General features: G+C 32.4%; 15 protein-coding genes. 6 read left to right on the forward strand and 9 right to left on the reverse strand.

The features are described 5' to 3' along the window. Position 1: 1 nt before the first annotated feature. Positions 2–2383 (reverse strand): hypothetical protein, encoded by a 2382-nt coding sequence (locus tag KFE69_04765; protein UTW43410.1) that lies wholly within the window; start codon positions 2381–2383, stop codon positions 2–4. Between the two features lie 218 nt (positions 2384–2601). On the opposite strand from KFE69_04765, the gene kdsA reads away from it, so the two are divergent. Genes kdsA through KFE69_04785 form a run of 4 tightly spaced genes read left to right on the forward strand, consistent with a single transcriptional unit; the run spans position 2602 to position 5829 of the window. Further along, the gene (gene kdsA, locus KFE69_04770) at positions 2602–3414 is read left to right on the forward strand and encodes a 3-deoxy-8-phosphooctulonate synthase (protein ID UTW43411.1); all 813 of its coding nucleotides are present in this window, start codon (positions 2602–2604) and stop codon (positions 3412–3414) included. Between the two features lie 53 nt (positions 3415–3467). Then, on the forward strand, positions 3468–4769 hold the full coding sequence (gene eno, locus KFE69_04775) for a phosphopyruvate hydratase (GenBank protein ID UTW43412.1): 1302 nt from the start codon (positions 3468–3470) through the stop codon (positions 4767–4769). Between the two features lie 28 nt (positions 4770–4797). Next, positions 4798–5127 carry a septum formation initiator family protein gene (locus KFE69_04780; GenBank protein ID UTW43413.1) on the forward strand — a complete coding sequence of 110 codons (330 nt, stop codon included), beginning with the start codon at positions 4798–4800 and terminating at the stop codon, positions 5125–5127. Between the two features lie 18 nt (positions 5128–5145). Continuing rightward, positions 5146–5829 (forward strand): 2-C-methyl-D-erythritol 4-phosphate cytidylyltransferase, encoded by a 684-nt coding sequence (locus KFE69_04785; GenBank protein ID UTW43414.1) that lies wholly within the window; start codon positions 5146–5148, stop codon positions 5827–5829. Positions 5830–5855: 26 nt separating this feature from the next. On the opposite strand, the gene pyrE is transcribed toward KFE69_04785, so the two are convergent. Genes pyrE through KFE69_04800 form a run of 3 tightly spaced genes read right to left on the reverse strand, consistent with a single transcriptional unit; the run spans position 5856 to position 8197 of the window. Next, positions 5856–6503 carry an orotate phosphoribosyltransferase gene (gene pyrE / locus KFE69_04790; protein UTW43415.1) on the reverse strand — a complete coding sequence of 216 codons (648 nt, stop codon included), beginning with the start codon at positions 6501–6503 and terminating at the stop codon, positions 5856–5858. A gap of 26 nt (positions 6504–6529) precedes the next feature. After that, positions 6530–7591 (reverse strand): 3-deoxy-7-phosphoheptulonate synthase, encoded by a 1062-nt coding sequence (locus KFE69_04795; GenBank protein UTW43416.1) that lies wholly within the window; start codon positions 7589–7591, stop codon positions 6530–6532. A 21-nt stretch (positions 7592–7612) separates the two neighbouring features. Then, a complete protein-coding gene (locus tag KFE69_04800) occupies positions 7613–8197 on the reverse strand; it encodes a cytochrome b/b6 domain-containing protein (protein UTW43417.1) in 585 nt (194 codons plus the stop codon). A gap of 241 nt (positions 8198–8438) precedes the next feature. Here KFE69_04800 and KFE69_04805 point away from each other — a divergent pair, with 241 nt between their 5' ends. After that, the gene (locus KFE69_04805) at positions 8439–9734 is read left to right on the forward strand and encodes an MFS transporter (GenBank protein ID UTW43418.1); all 1296 of its coding nucleotides are present in this window, start codon (positions 8439–8441) and stop codon (positions 9732–9734) included. A gap of 19 nt (positions 9735–9753) precedes the next feature. Here KFE69_04805 and arsB read toward each other — a convergent pair whose 3' ends face one another. The 5 genes from arsB to murD form a co-directional block, all read right to left on the reverse strand. Continuing rightward, positions 9754–10785, reverse strand: a complete 1032-nt coding sequence (arsB, locus tag KFE69_04810) for an ACR3 family arsenite efflux transporter (protein UTW44011.1) — start codon at positions 10783–10785, stop codon at positions 9754–9756. Positions 10786–10817: 32 nt separating this feature from the next. Next, complete coding sequence (locus tag KFE69_04815) at positions 10818–11144, reverse strand: winged helix-turn-helix transcriptional regulator (GenBank protein ID UTW43419.1); 327 nt, start codon at positions 11142–11144, stop codon at positions 10818–10820. A gap of 88 nt (positions 11145–11232) precedes the next feature. After that, entirely contained in the window at positions 11233–12480 is a 1248-nt protein-coding gene (locus KFE69_04820) for an arsenic resistance protein (protein ID UTW43420.1), read from the reverse strand. 6 nt (positions 12481–12486) lie between these two features. After that, a complete protein-coding gene (ftsW, locus tag KFE69_04825) occupies positions 12487–13704 on the reverse strand; it encodes a putative lipid II flippase FtsW (protein ID UTW43421.1) in 1218 nt (405 codons plus the stop codon). Continuing rightward, positions 13704–15074: a UDP-N-acetylmuramoyl-L-alanine--D-glutamate ligase gene (gene murD, locus KFE69_04830; GenBank protein ID UTW43422.1), complete on the reverse strand. Its 1371-nt coding sequence runs from the start codon at positions 15072–15074 to the stop codon at positions 13704–13706. Before murD ends, ftsW begins: the two co-directional genes overlap by 1 nt. Before the next feature lie 243 nt (positions 15075–15317). Between murD and KFE69_04835 the strand changes: the two genes are divergently transcribed. Next, positions 15318–17246 carry a hypothetical protein gene (locus KFE69_04835; GenBank protein ID UTW43423.1) on the forward strand — a complete coding sequence of 643 codons (1929 nt, stop codon included), beginning with the start codon at positions 15318–15320 and terminating at the stop codon, positions 17244–17246. The last annotated feature ends 12 nt before the right edge of the window (positions 17247–17258 follow it).

A 17258-nucleotide genomic window follows, 5' to 3' on the forward strand; every position in this document is an offset into this window, starting at 1 on the left:
ATTAACTAGTTGGCGGTAATGCAATGTTAACTTCGCCAGCTGACTGATCATAGGATGTCACAATACCACCATTAAAATTAGTAGATAAGAGGGTATTGTTTGAACCACTGGGTGGATTTGTATTAATACCATCTAATGTACTATAGCCGATTAATGCATTAGCATTATCTAAAGTGATTGTTAATGCACCTGTTGAAGTAGCAGTATAGCTACCATCTGCATTTGCTTTTAATATAGAGCCATTTAATGATACTAATTTTATAGTTTCACCTTGTGGGTGCGTAATGTTAATTTTATATGCTGAAACTGATTGCGCTTTTACATCAAGTTTCATACAACGATCATTCATTGCTTCGGGTGAGGGTGATTCGCTATAAGCACAATAAGAGATATTAGGTATAGGGTTACTCTGATCAAATGCTGGATCCATAACATTTAGCCAGCAAGTTCCATCTAAATAACACGCTTTATGTGTATTATCGCCAATAAACGAATCAAAAATACCAACATTTATTTTTGGATATTGTTGATCAATGCCATCATTGCCTGATTTAACACCTTCATATTGAGAGGTTTTTAAAACAACCGTATCGGCTGTCATTGGGTTGGTACTATAACCATCACCTAATTTATAAGAGACAACGCCCATATAATGCTGGTTAGTTAAGTTTTTAACCACAGGCTCATCAGAAAACTCAAAATAAGCAGCGCCTAAAATATTCATTTTCTGAGCAGTTAATAGAATTTTACGCCAGAATAAGTCATAGCCCCATAGGTTAGCAAAACTACCCCAGTCATAGGTATCATATTTTCCCCATTCAGAGATAAATAATGGTAATTTGATTTTTTCAGGCATACTATTATAAGTATTAAAAAAGGTATCTAATGCAGATAGGTTAAAATCTTGAGGCTTTGGTCCCATACCACGGTATGTATTAACGGAATAAAAATCAATATAGCTGCCAGAACCGTCGGATTTTGCAAATACATTCCAATATTTTTGCCAGTCAGAAACGCTAGCATAGTGATCTTGATTTGTAATTGTAACTAAAATATTAGGATCATATTGTTTAATTGTTCTAGCTAATAGGCGAACAACTTTAGCTGCATCAGCATTTGTATCAGCAAATGTTTCATTACCTACAGCCCATGCTAAAATATCAGGATTGCCAGCATATTTAGCTAGTGATAACTGCATTAAAGCACTCCATGGTTGACCATTTTTTGTTGAGGTCATTTGACTCCAATTAAGTAGCTTTCCTGTTAGTGGGCTATTATTGTAAGTTTGAGAACTATTAGGCTCAGGCGCTGGCATAATAACATAAATACCATAACTATGAGCAAGGTTTAGAAAAGTTGTCATATTTCTAACCAGTGGGTCAATATGATAAATACGGATTGTATTAACACCCATTGCCTGCATAAGGCTTAAATCTCGATTCCACATTTGAATAAGCAATTGATTAGGTTTATCAGCACCTTTTAGTGCAGTATTATTGAGATATTGATGCATAAAGCCGGTCATATCAGTATCAAAACAATAGCTTTGGTTAGGACTACCAAAAGGGCCACTTGGTAGCGGTTGGCATATTTGTCCACCGCCAGTTTTATTAAAATTAGCTAAGTATACAGTTTCACCTTGAGCAGTATTAGCGTTGATAGAGCCGTCTGTAAATGGTTGACCAACAGGTGTTGGTTCATAATCCATTCCTCGAATAAAAAATGCTTGATAGCTTTGAGTTCTATCATTCCAAACATAGATTTGTTTTTGTTTGGTTTGTGGGTTGATTTGTATTTTTGGTGGATGTGTTGGTTTATTAATTGCATTAGATGGACTTCCAACTAAATCAGCAGGTACTGGGCCTGAATCACTCCAGTGTAATTTATAAGTATTACCAGGTAATGAGCCATTATTAGAGTAATTGCTACCAGATACTGTAAAGTTAAGTGGGATTGTACCTGCCATTTGATAAGTCGGCGTCATAAATAATAAACGGTAATGCTTAAAGTTTGATGTACTAAACTGAGGAACAACAACGCTGATTCTTGTTGGATTTGTTGTAGATAAAGTTACAGAAGTATTTGACTGAGAACCATCTCCAAAGACGTTACTCCAACTACCATCACTTTTCTGTCCTTGAAGTGTATAAGTTACAGTTGATGAAATAGTCCAAGTTTTAGGCAATAACACATTAACACTAAAGTTTAAAACAGTATCAGAAATAGCAGGAATTTGTGGGTCGGCTGCTGCAGTTGAAGTAATTGAATTGTTAAAGGTTGTATTAGCTTTAGCATATGAAATATTTATTGTAGATGCACTTATTAATGGCATACTAATTAATGTTGATAAAAATAATTTTCTCTTGTGATTTAGGTGTATCATAAATGATCTCCATTACGTTAGTTTCGGGATGTATTATAATCAGACATTTGCTATAAAATAACTAGTAAATTTCCCTGTTCGTATATTAAAAGTTAATTATATGGGTATTCTTTTTATTAAAGATTTTAGATTGAATAAGCTAAAAAACTTCTATTTTATTTCTTAACACTTTTACTTTACAATATAGGCATCTTTAACCCTTAGATGGTATGTTAATTATGCAATTATGTGGATTTGAAGTTGGTCATGATAAACCATTTTTTCTAATTGCTGGTCCCTGTGTCGTTGAAAGTGAAGCTTTAGCATTAGATACAGCAGCTTATTTAAAAGAAGTCACGGATAAATTAGGTATTCATTTTATATATAAATCATCATATGATAAGGCAAATCGTTCCTCCTTAAAGAGTTTTCGTGGGCTTGGTGTTGAAGAAGGTTTAAGAATTTTAGAGACAGTTAAAAGTAAGATAAATGTACCAGTCTTAACCGATGTACATGAAGACTCCCCCCTAGAAGAAGTTTCAAGTGTTGTTGATGTTATTCAAACACCCGCTTTTTTATGTCGTCAAACAAATTTTATTTTAAAAGCATGCTCGCAGGGAATCCCAGTTAATATTAAAAAGGGGCAGTTTTTAGCACCGTGGGATATGCAGAATGTTGTTGATAAGGCTAAGTCTTCTGGGAATCAACAAATTATGGTCTGTGAGCGAGGCGCATCATTTGGTTATAATAATCTAGTTTCAGATATGCGTTCATTAGCTGTAATGGCTGAAACTGGCTGTCCTGTGGTATTTGATGCAACTCATTCTGTTCAACTACCTGGAGGTCAGGGAACTTCATCAGGTGGGCAACGTGAATTTGTGCCAGTATTGGCAAAAGCAGCGACTGCAGTAGGTGTTGCAGGTATTTTTATGGAAACACACCCTGATCCGGATAAGGCATTAAGTGATGGACCAAATGCATGGCCGATGTATCAAATTGAAGCGTTGTTAAAGACGTTACAACAAATTGATCAAGTCGTTAAAAAAGCGTAATTCAAATTTTTTGTATTTATAATAAATGAGTTTTTATATTAGGAGCGTAAATCATGGCTAAGATTGAAAAAATTATTGCACGAGAAATTCTTGACTCAAGAGGTAATCCTACCGTTGAGGCTGATGTTATATTAAGTAATGGTATTTCAGGTCGTTCTGCAGTACCATCAGGTGCTTCAACAGGTGTACGTGAAGCTTTAGAATTAAGAGATAAGGATCCTAAACGTTATTTAGGTAAAGGTGTATTAACTGCAGTTAGTAATGTGAATAATCAAATTGCTTCTAAATTAGAAGGTATGGATACAGATAATCAAAAAGTGCTTGATCAAGTGATGATTGATTTAGATGGTACTGAAAATAAAAGTAATTTAGGTGCTAATGCAATATTAGCTGTATCAATGGCATTAGCGAGAGCAAAAGCTAATGATTATCATGTTGAGTTATTTCAGAGTTTAACAAACACAAGTGAAACTTATCAAATGCCCGTGCCAATGATGAATGTATTAAATGGTGGAGCGCATGCAGATAATAATGTCGATATGCAAGAGTTTATGATTATTCCAACTGGCTTTGATTCATTTTCAAGGGCTTTACAAGCGGGTACTGAAATTTTTCATACCTTAAAAACAGTTTTAGTTGATGAGGGCTATCCTGTTGTTGGTGTTGGTGATGAAGGTGGTTATGCACCAAATTTACCATCAAACGAAGTTGCAGTTGAGATGATTATTAAAGCAATTGAGAAATCAGGGTATATTGCAGGAGAAAATATCTTTATTGGTCTTGATTTAGCAAGTAGTGAATTTTATAAGGATGGCCAATATCATTTGGCTTCAGAAAATAAAGTGTTATCAGCAGAAGCATTTGTTGATTATTTGGAAAATTGGGTTGATAAATACCCAATTATTACCATTGAAGATGGTATGGCTGAAGATGATTGGCATGGTTGGAAACTCTTAACAGAGCGCTTAGGTAATCGAATTCAATTAGTTGGTGATGATTTATTTGTTACCAATACAAAAATTTTAAAAGAAGGTATAGATAAAGGTATTGCTAATTCAATTTTGATTAAACTTAATCAAATTGGATCTGTAACAGAAACACTAGATGCAATTCATATGGCACAAGAAAATGATTATACAGCTGTAATTTCACATCGTTCAGGTGAGACATCAGATACAACCATTGCAGATTTGGCAGTTGCAACGAATGCAGGACAAATTAAAACAGGTTCATTATGCCGTTCAGATCGAGTCTCCAAATATAACCAACTGTTAAGGATTGAAGCATTATTAGGTGATCGTGCGCTATATCCTGGTTTAAAAGCATTTAAGGCACTTGAGAAGGTTTCTGTATAAATTAACAATCAAACTGTAGATGTTTTTGATGAAATTTATTAATTTAAATCGCTATTTCCTATTTGGCAGTTTTCTAGTGATTTGCTTATTAGCTTTGCAATATGAGTTCTGGTATAGCGAAACTGGCTATAGCCAATTAAAAATACTCAAAATTGAAAATGCTAAATTAGATGCCAGTAACGAAAAAGATTTATTAAGAAATCAGCTATTAGAAGATGAAGTGGTGAGTTTAAGGAAGAATGACCATGTGATTGAAGGAATGGCGCGTAAAGATTTAGGTTTGATTTCTGATGGTGAAGTTTATTATCAATTTGTATCACCGAATGTTACGTTAGATAAAGATAATAATAAGAACTAAAGTTAAGGTTAAATTTTTATGTGGTGTGTTATTCCTGCTGCAGGTATTGGCCAACGAATGAGTGCTCATTGCCCGAAGCAATATTTAAAACTTGATTTTGGTAAAACAATTTTAGAAATGACAATTCATTCAGTTTTACAAGCAGAGTCTATTGATGGTGTTGTTATTGCGTTGAATGCTCAAGATACCGATTTTAAGCAACTAAAAATTCAGTCATCAAAACCTATTTTAACTTGTATAGGTGGCCAAAGTAGAGCAGATTCAGTCTATCAAGGCTTATTATTTCTAAAAGATAAAATCAAGCATCATGACTTTATTTGTGTGCATGATGTCGCAAGGCCCTTGGTTGATCCTTGTGATATTGATCGCTTAAATAATAGAGCAGTTAATTTAAATGATGCTTTGGGGGTGATTTTAGTTGCTGAAGTAGCTGATACAATTAAACAGGTAAATAACAACAAGGTTATCAAAACAGTGGATCGTTCTGATCTATATCGAGCATTAACGCCGCAGACGATGAAATATGATGTTTTATTCAATGCATTAGCACATTGTAAAAAGAAAAATATTCAAGTAACTGATGAGGCTTCAGCATTAGAAGCTTGTGGTCATTTAGTTGAGATAGTTGTTGGCTCACCAAAAAATATTAAAGTGACTTATGCAGATGATTTAAGCATAGTGAATGCTTTGATAAATGAATAGTTAATAATACTAAATAAAGATATGTTTTAAACACCATATTGCTTACGATAGCTAAGTAATGCTTGATCGTAACTTTTAAAATCAGGCTTTGATTGAACAAAATGGATTATATCATCAAAGTTTATAATGCTAAAAACAGGTGTCTGGTAATTAGACTCTATTTGACTAACAGCAGATGAATTAAGATCTTTACCAACTTCTTGGCGGTTTAATGCTAATAAAATGCCAGTTACATTAGCATTAACTGGCTTTAATAAAGTCATACTCTCATCAATTGCAGTGCCTGCTGTAATTAAATCATCAACGATAATAACACGTTTATTATTCATATCAGCACCAATTAGATTGCCACCTTCACCATGATCTTTTTTCTCTTTGCGATTAAAAGCAAAGCCAACATTTTTATTATATTTTGAGGCAAGTGCGACAGAGATGGCACTGACTAATGGGATGCCTTTATAAGCTGGGCCAAAAAGTATATCAAACTCAAGGTTACTTTCTAATAACCTTTGTGCATAACAGTCAGCAATTTCAAATAAAGCTTCACCATCATTAAAAAGTCCAGCATTAAAAAAATAAGGGCTTTTTCTGCCAGATTTAAGTGTAAACTCACCAAATTTAAGTACATTTTTTTCTAATGAGATATCAATAAAAGATTGAGCATAGGGTTTCATTGATTAACCTTATTTTGTTTTATTTTCTATAACTTGCGTCGTGCTCTAACACCTTCGGCAAGCTTTTCAAGCATCTCAACAGTCATATCCCATGACACGCAAGCATCCGTAATACTTCTACCATAAACTAATGGCTTATCATGGATAGATTGGTTGCCTTCAAGTAGATGGCTTTCAATCATAACACCAAATACTTTATCTGTTGTCTCTGGTGTACTTAAGTGTTCATAAATACTATCAACAACTTTAGGTTGGTTGCGGTAATCTTTTTTACTATTACCATGGCTGCAGTCAATCATTAAGCGAGGTTGAAGCTTAAGTTTATCTAGGTGTTCGGTTGATTGGATAATGGTATCACGATCATAGTTTGGACCACTTTTACCACCACGAAGTATGATATGGGTATCTTGGTTTCCACCAGTTTGGAAAATAGCCGTATTACCTTCTTTCGAAACTGATAAGAAATGATGTGGAGATTGTGCAGCATGAATTGCATCAATGGCAATATTAATATTACCATCAGTTGCATTTTTAAAACCAACTGGGGAAGATAAACCTGAAACAAGTTGGCGGTGAATTTGACTTTCTGTTGTACGTGCGCCAATAGCCCCCCAAGAAACTAAATCACCAATATACTGTGGGCTAATCACATCTAAAAACTCAGTTCCACAAGGTAGGCCTTGATCGGAAAGTTCTAATAGTAATTGGCGAGCTAGACGTAAGCCTTTATTAATATTAAAGCTATCATTTAAATCAGGATCATTAATAAAGCCTTTCCAGCCAACAGTTGTTCTTGGTTTCTCAAAATAAGTACGCATGATAATGACTAAATCTTCATTTAAGCGTTTAGACTCTTGAAGTAGTTTTTCGCCATACTCTAATGCCGCATCTAAATCATGAACTGAGCAAGGCCCAACAACAACAACTAAACGATCATCTTCACCATATAAACAGTTATGAACTTCTTGTCTACTTAAATAAATTGTCTGCGATGCTTTATCAGTAATTGGTAATTCTTCAATGATTACAAGTGCAGGAATTAATGCACGTTTGCCCGTAATACGTACATCATCAGTATTGTACATCATGGAGTTTACGATCCCCTCATCTTATGTTTTAGTTAATTCACTTATTGCATTTGTTGTTAACTTTCTATTCTTATCAAATAGAAGGTGCAATATAAACATCCCTACATGCCCACCCAAATAAAACCAAACGGTATTAGCTAAATACTCATGCGTTTCTTTTATGATATAAATTGTAGGACTATTCAGACTACCAGTAATTGAGTAAACCGTAAACCATAAAAAACCAGTTAATGCAACACTTAAAACTAAAAGTACACCTAAGCCTTGGACAAAGCCTTTAGCACCACCTTGATCATGTTTTTTAGGAAATTTAAATTTAACTAAGCTTACTAAATCTAAAAGTACTAGCTTTAAGCCATTTTTTGACCAAGGAAAAAGGTGGCTTAATTTATGGTTATCTTGTTGAGATATATTATATATCAGATATAACAATAACATAATACCAGCAAATAGTCCGCTATAGATATGACCTTGAAACAACCATAATGACCATTCAGGATAGTTTTTCCCAGGTTTTAAACGTACGTGCATCCATTGGGCAGAAATCAATTGATAGCTTACAGCTAATGCAAAAAGTAGATGAAATAATTTATTAACTTTATTCATAAGATCTCAAATTTTATTAATAAATTCTGTTTGTAAATTGTACTAGTGAGGCATGTTATAGCATTAACCATGCTGCTTGTCTAGTTGATTGAAAAGGGTATTTTTCATTAATATTAATCAAGCAGGTTTTTATAATAGAATTAGTCAAAATATATTTATCTTAAGGTGAAAAACATTAATTAATTAAGCATTTTTTGTTAGACTCACTTTAGTTAATATTGAAAATAGTAATAATTAGTCAATGAAAAAACAAGTAAGCGCCAAAAAAACCGCTTTAATAACAACCTTAGGCGCGGCATTAGAATGGTTTGAGTTTAGTCTTTATGGTTATTTAGCAACTTATTTAAGTGTGTTATTTTTTCCTAATGATGTTCAGTCAGTTGCTTTAATTACAGTATTTGGTATATTTGCAGCTAGCTATTTTATGCGGCCTTTAGGTGGGTTTATACTAGGTTCAATTGGTGATCGTTTAGGTAGGCGTTACGCAATTACTTTAAGTATTGGCTTGATGAGTATTCCCATGTTTATCATGACAGTTATGCCAACTTATGAGCAATTTGGTATTGGTGCTGTGATTATTTTAATTATTGCTAGAATGCTTCAGGGTTTTTCTGTTGGTGGTGAATATACAGGAGTTTTGATTCTATTAGCTGAAAATGCCTCGCAAAAATATCGGGGTTTTGCAACAGCATTAGCAAGTACAGCATCACAGGTTGGTATTATTTTAAGCGCTGTAGTAGTTGGTATTTTATCAACAATTTTTACGAGAGATGAAATGTTACAATATGGCTGGCGAATTGCATTTTTGATTGGTTTTATTTTTGCATTAGTCTCTATGTTTTTACAACATACAGTACGAGAGTCGCCATTATTTGAAGAAGTTAAAAAATCTAAAAAATCACTTAAAAATCCTTTATTATCAGCATTTAAAGGGCCAAAAATGCCATTGGTTTGGGTGTTTGCATTAACTGGCTATATAGGAATAGCTTATTATATGATGGCAACGTTTCTACCGAATGATTTTATTGAAACCCGTCATTTAGATGTAAATATTGTCATGTTAATTACCGTGATTGTCTCAGTTATTTATGCTGTTTTTTCACCTCTTTTTGGATGGTTTGCTGACTTATGGGGTAGAAAAATTATGCTTAATGTACCAATCATTCTATTGCTCATTTTAGCATATCCTTTATTTATTTGGTTAAATCATGGCAGTATGGTTGAAATTCTGATTGCAGAAGGTATTTTTGCGCTATTAGTTGCGGCAATGACGGCATCTTTTCAAATAACCATCAGCGAACTTTTTCCTACTGAGTATCGTTATAGTGGTATGTCAGCAGCTTATAATATTGGTAATGCTTTATTTGCAGGTACAACACCAATGATTTCTCTTTTACTAGTTAAACTTTTTATGTCCAAATATGCGCCTTGCTATTATTTAATTTTTGCATCGATTATTACATTGATATTAATCTTTGAAATGCCAGAGACTAGAAAAAGTGAACACTTTAAGTTTGAGGCTTCTTCTGAAAGCTAGTGCGTAATTTTAATAAAACTCATTTAATATAAAATTTTCGTTGAATCCATAACGAGACGCTAACCAATCCAATTAATACAGGCACTTCAACTAATGGTCCTATCACGCCAACAAATGCTTCAGCTGAATTAATACCAAAAACTGCAATGGCAACAGCGATAGCTAATTCAAAATTATTTGATGCTGCAGTAAAACTTAAAGAAACGGATTGCGCATAATTTGCTTTGAATTTGTATGATAGTAAAAATGAAATAAAGAACATTAATAGAAAATAAATCAGTAATGGAATAGCAACTTTGATTACTTGAAATGGTAAGTGAATGATTTCATCACCCTTGGTAGAAAACATTAATATAATCGTATATAAAAGTGCAATTAATGTTAATGGTGAAATAGCAGGGCTAAATTGATTGATATACCAATTTTCACCTTTAATTGGTATTAATATCATACGAGTAATAATAGCTGCTAGAAAAGGTATGCCTAAATAGATACCAACACTTTGAGCAATGTCGAGCATTGATATATTAATTACAGTACTCTCAAGCCCCAATAGCTTTGGTATAATCGTAATAAAAATATAGGCATATGCTGCATAAAATAGTATTTGAAATAGTGAATTAAACGCAACAATTGCTGCACAGTATTCTCTATTTCCTTTTGCTAAGTCATTCCAAACAATGACCATTGCAATACATCGAGCTAAACCAATTAAAATAAGTCCAATCATAAAATGAGGTTGGTTATGAAAAAAGATAATTGCCAAAATAAACATTAAAACTGGTCCGATTAACCAGTTTTGTATCATTGATAGGATAAAAATTCGTTTGTTCTTAAATACAGTAGGCATCGATTTAAATTTAACTTTAGCTAATGGTGGATACATCATAACGATTAATCCAACTCCAATTAACCAGTTACCAGTACCAATATCAAATGCACTAATAAAATGTTTAATATTGGGAGAAACATAACTAATCAATACCCCTAAAAACATAGCTAAAAATATCCATAATGTAAGATATCTATCTAAGAATCCGAGTTTTCTAATATTTGTTTGCATTTTTAGAATCCTTAAAGCGCTTAACAAGTTTCGGTTATGTTTAATTTAGTCATCATATTTTGAACCACTTCATCTTGTTTAATGTCATTAAAAAGTTCTAATAATATGGATAAATGTGAATGTTTGATATTATCTGCTTGTTTATAAAATACCCACTTCCCTTGTTTAAATGACTGTAGTAGTCCAATGGTCGTTAGGTTTTTAAGTTGAATGGATAAAGCCCCTTGTGTTAATGGAATAACACTTTGTATATCACAGACACAGAGTGTGTTTCTATGTAATAAATATAAAATCAATAAGCGGTTTTTATCTGCGATAGCTTTTAAAAAATTAATCGTTATATTCATATGTATCTCAATATATTTACATATTTAAATTTATAAATATATTATCGTCTATTAAATTTATATGCAAGCTTTTTAATAAAATTTGTATTTAGCAATGAAGTAAAGTTAGCCATAGGTAACTGATTAATAGTGAAATAAATGTTATTGGCAAGCCTGCCAATAAGAAATTCCAGAAGGTAATACTATAGTTGTTTTGTTTTTCTGCTTTTTGAATAACGATTATGGTACTAGCTGCACTGATAATAAATAGATTACCAGCTAATGTACTACTAAGAGATAATGCCATTAATGAGCAAGCAGTATATTGCTGTAAATAGGATAAATATAATTCAACTAATGGCACATTAGAGATAATTTGGCTTAAAATTGAGCTGATAATAAATATATGACTAAATGATGTAGGGTCTATTTGATAAATTGTTATTAGATGTTGTATAACGTGACTTTCCCATAGCGAGCCTATAACTATAAACATGGCAATAAAAAAGATGAGCGTATGCCAGTCTATTTGTTTAAGTAATTTAAAACGTTCATGATAAAAAATATATACAGGAACAGCAGCAATTAGACTTGTTATTGCTAATGGTATCTTAGGAAAAAATTCGATGAAATGGCTTAGGCTAAAGTAAATTAATAATAAAATAAACAGCATAATAGATAACATACTTGGCCATTTGGCCGTTGAAGAATTTTGTATAGGAAAAGCTACTTTTGATAATGTTTGAGTTAAGTGATGACGAAATAAAAAATATAGCCAGCAATAAGCAAGAATAAAACTTAAAATAACTGGTGGAGCTGCATAAATTAAAAAATAACTAAATGGATTTGATAAGTTACTTTGACTAGCAATTAATAGGTTTTGCGGATTGCCAATAGGTGTTAAGGCACTGCCAATCGTTAATGAGAAACATAATGCTAAGAGATATAACTTTGAAGATGATTTTGTCTGTTTTGCTAGTAATAAGGCTATAGGTGTTAAAATGACAGCAATTGTGTCATTGGTAAAAATAGCGCTAGCTAAAGCGCTTACGAACATAAATACAAAAAGTAATTTTGGTGGTGATTTGATAGATGAGAAACAATGCTTACAAATAATACTTAACAAGCCCGAGTAGTTTAGTGCGCTGCCAATGCTAAAAAGCCCAAATAAAAAACCGATAATATTCCATTGGATCAAGTAAAATGCATTTAATAATGAGATCTGCTTAGTCAGTATCATCATAATGGCGCCTAAAAGCATAATAACCCAGATTCCAATTGCTTTAGGTAACCATTGACGCATGGCAATTAAAATGACAATAGCAATAAATATAATTAAGCTAATTGGTGAGTGCATAACGTATTAAAACTGTCGCTTTTGTACTTTAAATGTTGGTTTTATCTGATCTAGCAGTATTTTATTTTCAAAATCAATTCTCAATAAAATGCCTAAAGCATAGCACATAATTAATAGACTACTACCGCCATAGCTAATTAGTGGAAGTGTTAAACCTTTTGTTGGCAATATACCTGTATTAACGCCAATATTAACTAAGACCTGAAAAGCAAGCCAAAAAACAACGCCATATGAGACATAAGACTCAAACTCTCGGTTAAGTGTTAGTGCGGTTCTCGCAATTTTAATGCCAATGGCAATTACAATTGAATAGACTCCCATTAAAGCAAATACACCCAACGCACCAAACTCTTCAGCAATAATTGACACGATAAAATCAGTATGTGCTTCAGGTAGATAGAATAATTTTTGCACACTATTACCAAGACCAAGTCCAAACCATCCACCACGTCCAAAAGCGATTAAAGCTTGAGTCAATTGATAGCCAGAACCATATTGATTTTCCCAAGGGTGTAGAAAGCCAGTTACTCGTTCTAGTCGATAGGGGGAGTTTAAAACTAAAATGACGGCTAATAAAGCGCCAATGGCTGCTAAAATAATAAACCAACGAAGTTTAACCCCCCCCATAAACATAATGCCAAAAATAATGGTAAATAGAACGACAGAGGCACCAAAATCAGGCTCAAGTAGTAAAAAGAAGGCTAAGATTGCAAGTAAAACTAATGGTTTAACAACACCCCAGAATGCCTCTCTAGCATAGCGACCATGACGGACAATATAACTTGAAAAATACATAATACCACAGAGTTTTACCACTTCTGAAACCTGAATATTGGTAAAGCCTAGTGGAATCCAACGCCTTGAACCATTGACAACATGGCCAATGCCAGGAATTAAAACGGCAATTAATAAAATAAGGGATATAATAATCCAAATACCACCTAATTTCTCATAGTTATCAGTCGGTACAAAAAGTGCAACAGCCATTGCAATAAGACCTAAAATAACATAAATTCCTTGGCGGATTGAGAAGTAAAATGCATTATTATAATCATGCTGTGCTTCAACTAAAGAAGCTGAAGTAACCATTACCCAACCAAAAGCAAGTAAAATTAAAATGCTAAAAAAAAGCGTTAAATTTAAGTTAATTGGAGCACGAACTCGCTCAATTTTTGTAAATTTACGCTCTCTAAAGTAACGAAAGCATCGTTTTAGGATAGTCATTATAAAGATTCCGTTTGCTTTGCTGTGTTGATTCGTTCAACCAATGTCCTAAAATATTGACCACGCTGTAAATAATTGTCAAACTGATCAAAGCTTGCACAAGCTGGTGAAAATAATATTATATCACCTTTAGCTGAATTTTGTTTAATGAGTAAGACAATTTCATCTAATGTAGTATATAGTTTAATGTTTGTATGTTTAATCTGATTTTTAATTAATGTTTTATCTTGGCCAAAAAGATAAATGGTTTTAATATATCGATCGATCTCAGGTTGTAATTCACTAAAATCGCCACCTTTACTAAGACCACCTAAAATTAAAATACAATTTTTTTCAGAAGCTTGCTCTTTAGAAAGTCCAGAAATAGCAGCTTTGGTTGCACCAATATTAGTACCTTTAGAGTCATCAATCCAGGTAACTCCATTATAATTTGCAAATACATGACAACGACTTGGTAGATTTTCAAATGTGACTAAAGCCTTTTTAAAAGCAGCCATTTTTATTGTCTTTGAATAGGTGATATTTTGAATTTTTAAATAATACTCAACCGCTAATAAAGACATTAAAATATTTAGGTGGTTATGTTTGCCTTTTAAATAAATATTATTGATAGAGACAATTGGGTCATTGATATAAGTGATATTTTGATTGTCTATTTTAAATAGGTCTTGTTGATCGTAATAAGTAATATTAGAGTGAGTAATTATGCTATTTAAATCTAAATTACAAATAATATAATTGACTCTTTTAGCTAGTTGAAGCTTAGATTGTTTATAAGCTTGGTAATCACTATAACGATCTAAGTGGTCTTTTGAAATATTGGTGATAATACCAATGAGTGCTGTAAATGATTGCATTAAATCTAGTTGAAAGCTTGAGATTTCAATTATAAATACATCATAATCATTATCTAACAGATCAAATACTGCAATACCAATATTGCCACAAGCTTTAGCTTTAATATTTAAATGATTCAATAAGCTTGTAATTAGGCTTGTGACTGTACTTTTACCGTTTGACCCTGTAATTGCAATGATTGGTTTTGTCGTTATATGACTAAATAATTCAAGATCACAAATAATTGGGCAATTTAGTTTTTTTATAGGATTAAAACGCTCTTCTCTTAAATCAAAACCAGGGCTTGCAATGATTAAATCAATTTCTGATAGTTGGCTTAAGTCTTTAATTTCTGTTGACTGGTTAGTGAAGTTTGTTTGGTCGTTTTCATCATAATAGTAAACTGTCAGATGAAAGTTTTTAGTTAAATAATTAAAAACAGACTTGCCACTAATACCAAGCCCTAAAATAAGAACTCGCTTAATCAGTTTATTTTGATAATACAGTGCTTTCTTTTGTGTTAATTGATTCATTGCTATTTAATTTTTAATGAAGCTAAACCAATTAGAACAAATAAAATGGTTAAAATCCAGAAATGGATGTGAGTTTTAGTTTTATTATGGGCTAGACATTTTGGAAGATGATAATGAGATGTTTTGTTTTAAAAATTATTGAATATATTAAATTTATTATGTATATTGTAATTAATTGTTATATTTAATTAAATATAATGTTGAGAATTAATACTTATTAACTATTACTCAAAGGGGTTGCAGATGGGAAATCTAAATAATGGTAGATTAGGTCCAAATACAGAAAAAAATATTAATTCACCATTTGGTGTTTATTTCGATGGGGAAAAATATAAAAACTATACAGCCTCAGATGCTTTAGAAATGTTTTTTAATCGGTTTTACTCTGCTGAATTACCTGAAGGTGTGAGTGTTGAATTTTCGCCTGATGTAAAAGAATTTACTCCAAGAAAAAGTCCCTTAGCAAAAGACCAAGCCCCTGAGGAGCTAGAGGGACGTGATTTACATTCTGATGACTTTGATGATTTTCTTAATCAAAGTACAGTAACAATACCTGAACACATTAAATTAACTCAACATGATCTTAATGCTGTCGAGTCAGCTTTAAATGATTGTAATTGGAAATCACCAGTTCTTAATGACGATAAATATACATTTTGTGCTTTATGGCTATTTAAACAAAATAAAATATCTAGACAGCAAATGACAACTGTATTAAAGCATCAGCAGGTAAAAAATAAGCAAGATTTTTATACTGTATTAGATAAAGAAAATCAATTTACTAAAGAAGCAAAAGAAATATTAATACCAATTATTGTAGAAACATCTAAAAGAAGAGGAATTGATATAACAGATGGACATATAGAGCGATTTCGACTATTGATGTCAGAGTTACCGAAGTCAGAGCAAGTGTTTTTTACAGCGACTCCAGATCCTCAAGCAATAAGTAATGATAAGCAAAACCCATTGCTTGGTGATATTATGTTGCGAGAAGGGTCACTATATCAAATAGATAAAGTAGTTAAAGGAGGGGGTGAAGAAGAAAGTAAAGAAGAAGTTCAAGAAGAGTTAATTGAAAAACTAGATGTGCATTTATCATTGGGTATTTTAGATGCGCGTAAAATATCTATATTTGGTATTAATGGAGCATGTACTTCTCGAGCAATGCTAGGTAAGGTATCTATTTCAGATGTCGAAAAAGGAGTCAGTAGTTATCATAGACCTATGGCTATAAGTATTGAACAAAGTGGTGTTGCTCCTACAACCAAAGGTATCCATGAATATGATTATACACCTATGCCAGTTGTTACAGACCATGATGAGTATCATACTGAAGTACAATCTGTCCATGGAAGTCATTACAATTTGATGCTTAATCACATCAAAGATATACTAAGAAATGATACAGGAAGAAAATGGGCATTAGAAATTTGGGAAAATGTCGATCGTGATGGTTTTAGTCCATATCATGCAAACCCTTCTTACCAAGAATCATTAGATAAATTTGCTACTTTTTTAACCTATAAAATGAATTTAGATAACGATGGTCAATTAACAGTTGCAGGCTTTTCTTTACTGATGGATATGATTAATCATAAAGATCAATGGGATAAGCTATATAATATTAACTATGATTTGTTTCGTAATAAGCCTATTAAAAAAGAAATAGTTTCAAAATTTGAAAACTTTTTAGAAATCATTAAAGGTTATGAAGAGCAAAGTGACATATCACCGTTAGCAAATTTAAGTCATACAGATCAGATGAAATTTATGTATGCTCACTATATATTATTTACTCGATTAGGAGAAAGTGAGTTTAAGAGTGTGTATCTTTCAAATAAAGGAAGGATGAAAGCATTTGTAGATAATTTAACATTTGGTGTCTATAAAGATCATTTTGGTACTAAGAATAAATTAACTTTACGATATAATACAGATTCACAGGTAATAAATATTCCAGTTGATAGATCTGGAGAAGAGGAATATCCTCTCAATTTAGAGAATGAATTTGCATTTGTTGATAAAATAAAAGAAGAACTTGGCTTAGATCAGTCGGTCAGTGTTGAAAGTGATTCAGTTGAAAGTAATTCAGGCAGCTCAAGTAATCCACAGCTTATTTTTAATAGCCAAAGACAATCAGGAAATAAAGAGAGAGGGTGTACCATTTTGTAACAATATTTGGTA

The sequence above is a fragment of the bacterium SCSIO 12844 genome, assembly GCA_024397935.1.
Classification (GTDB): domain Bacteria; phylum Pseudomonadota; class Gammaproteobacteria; order Francisellales; family Francisellaceae; genus M0027.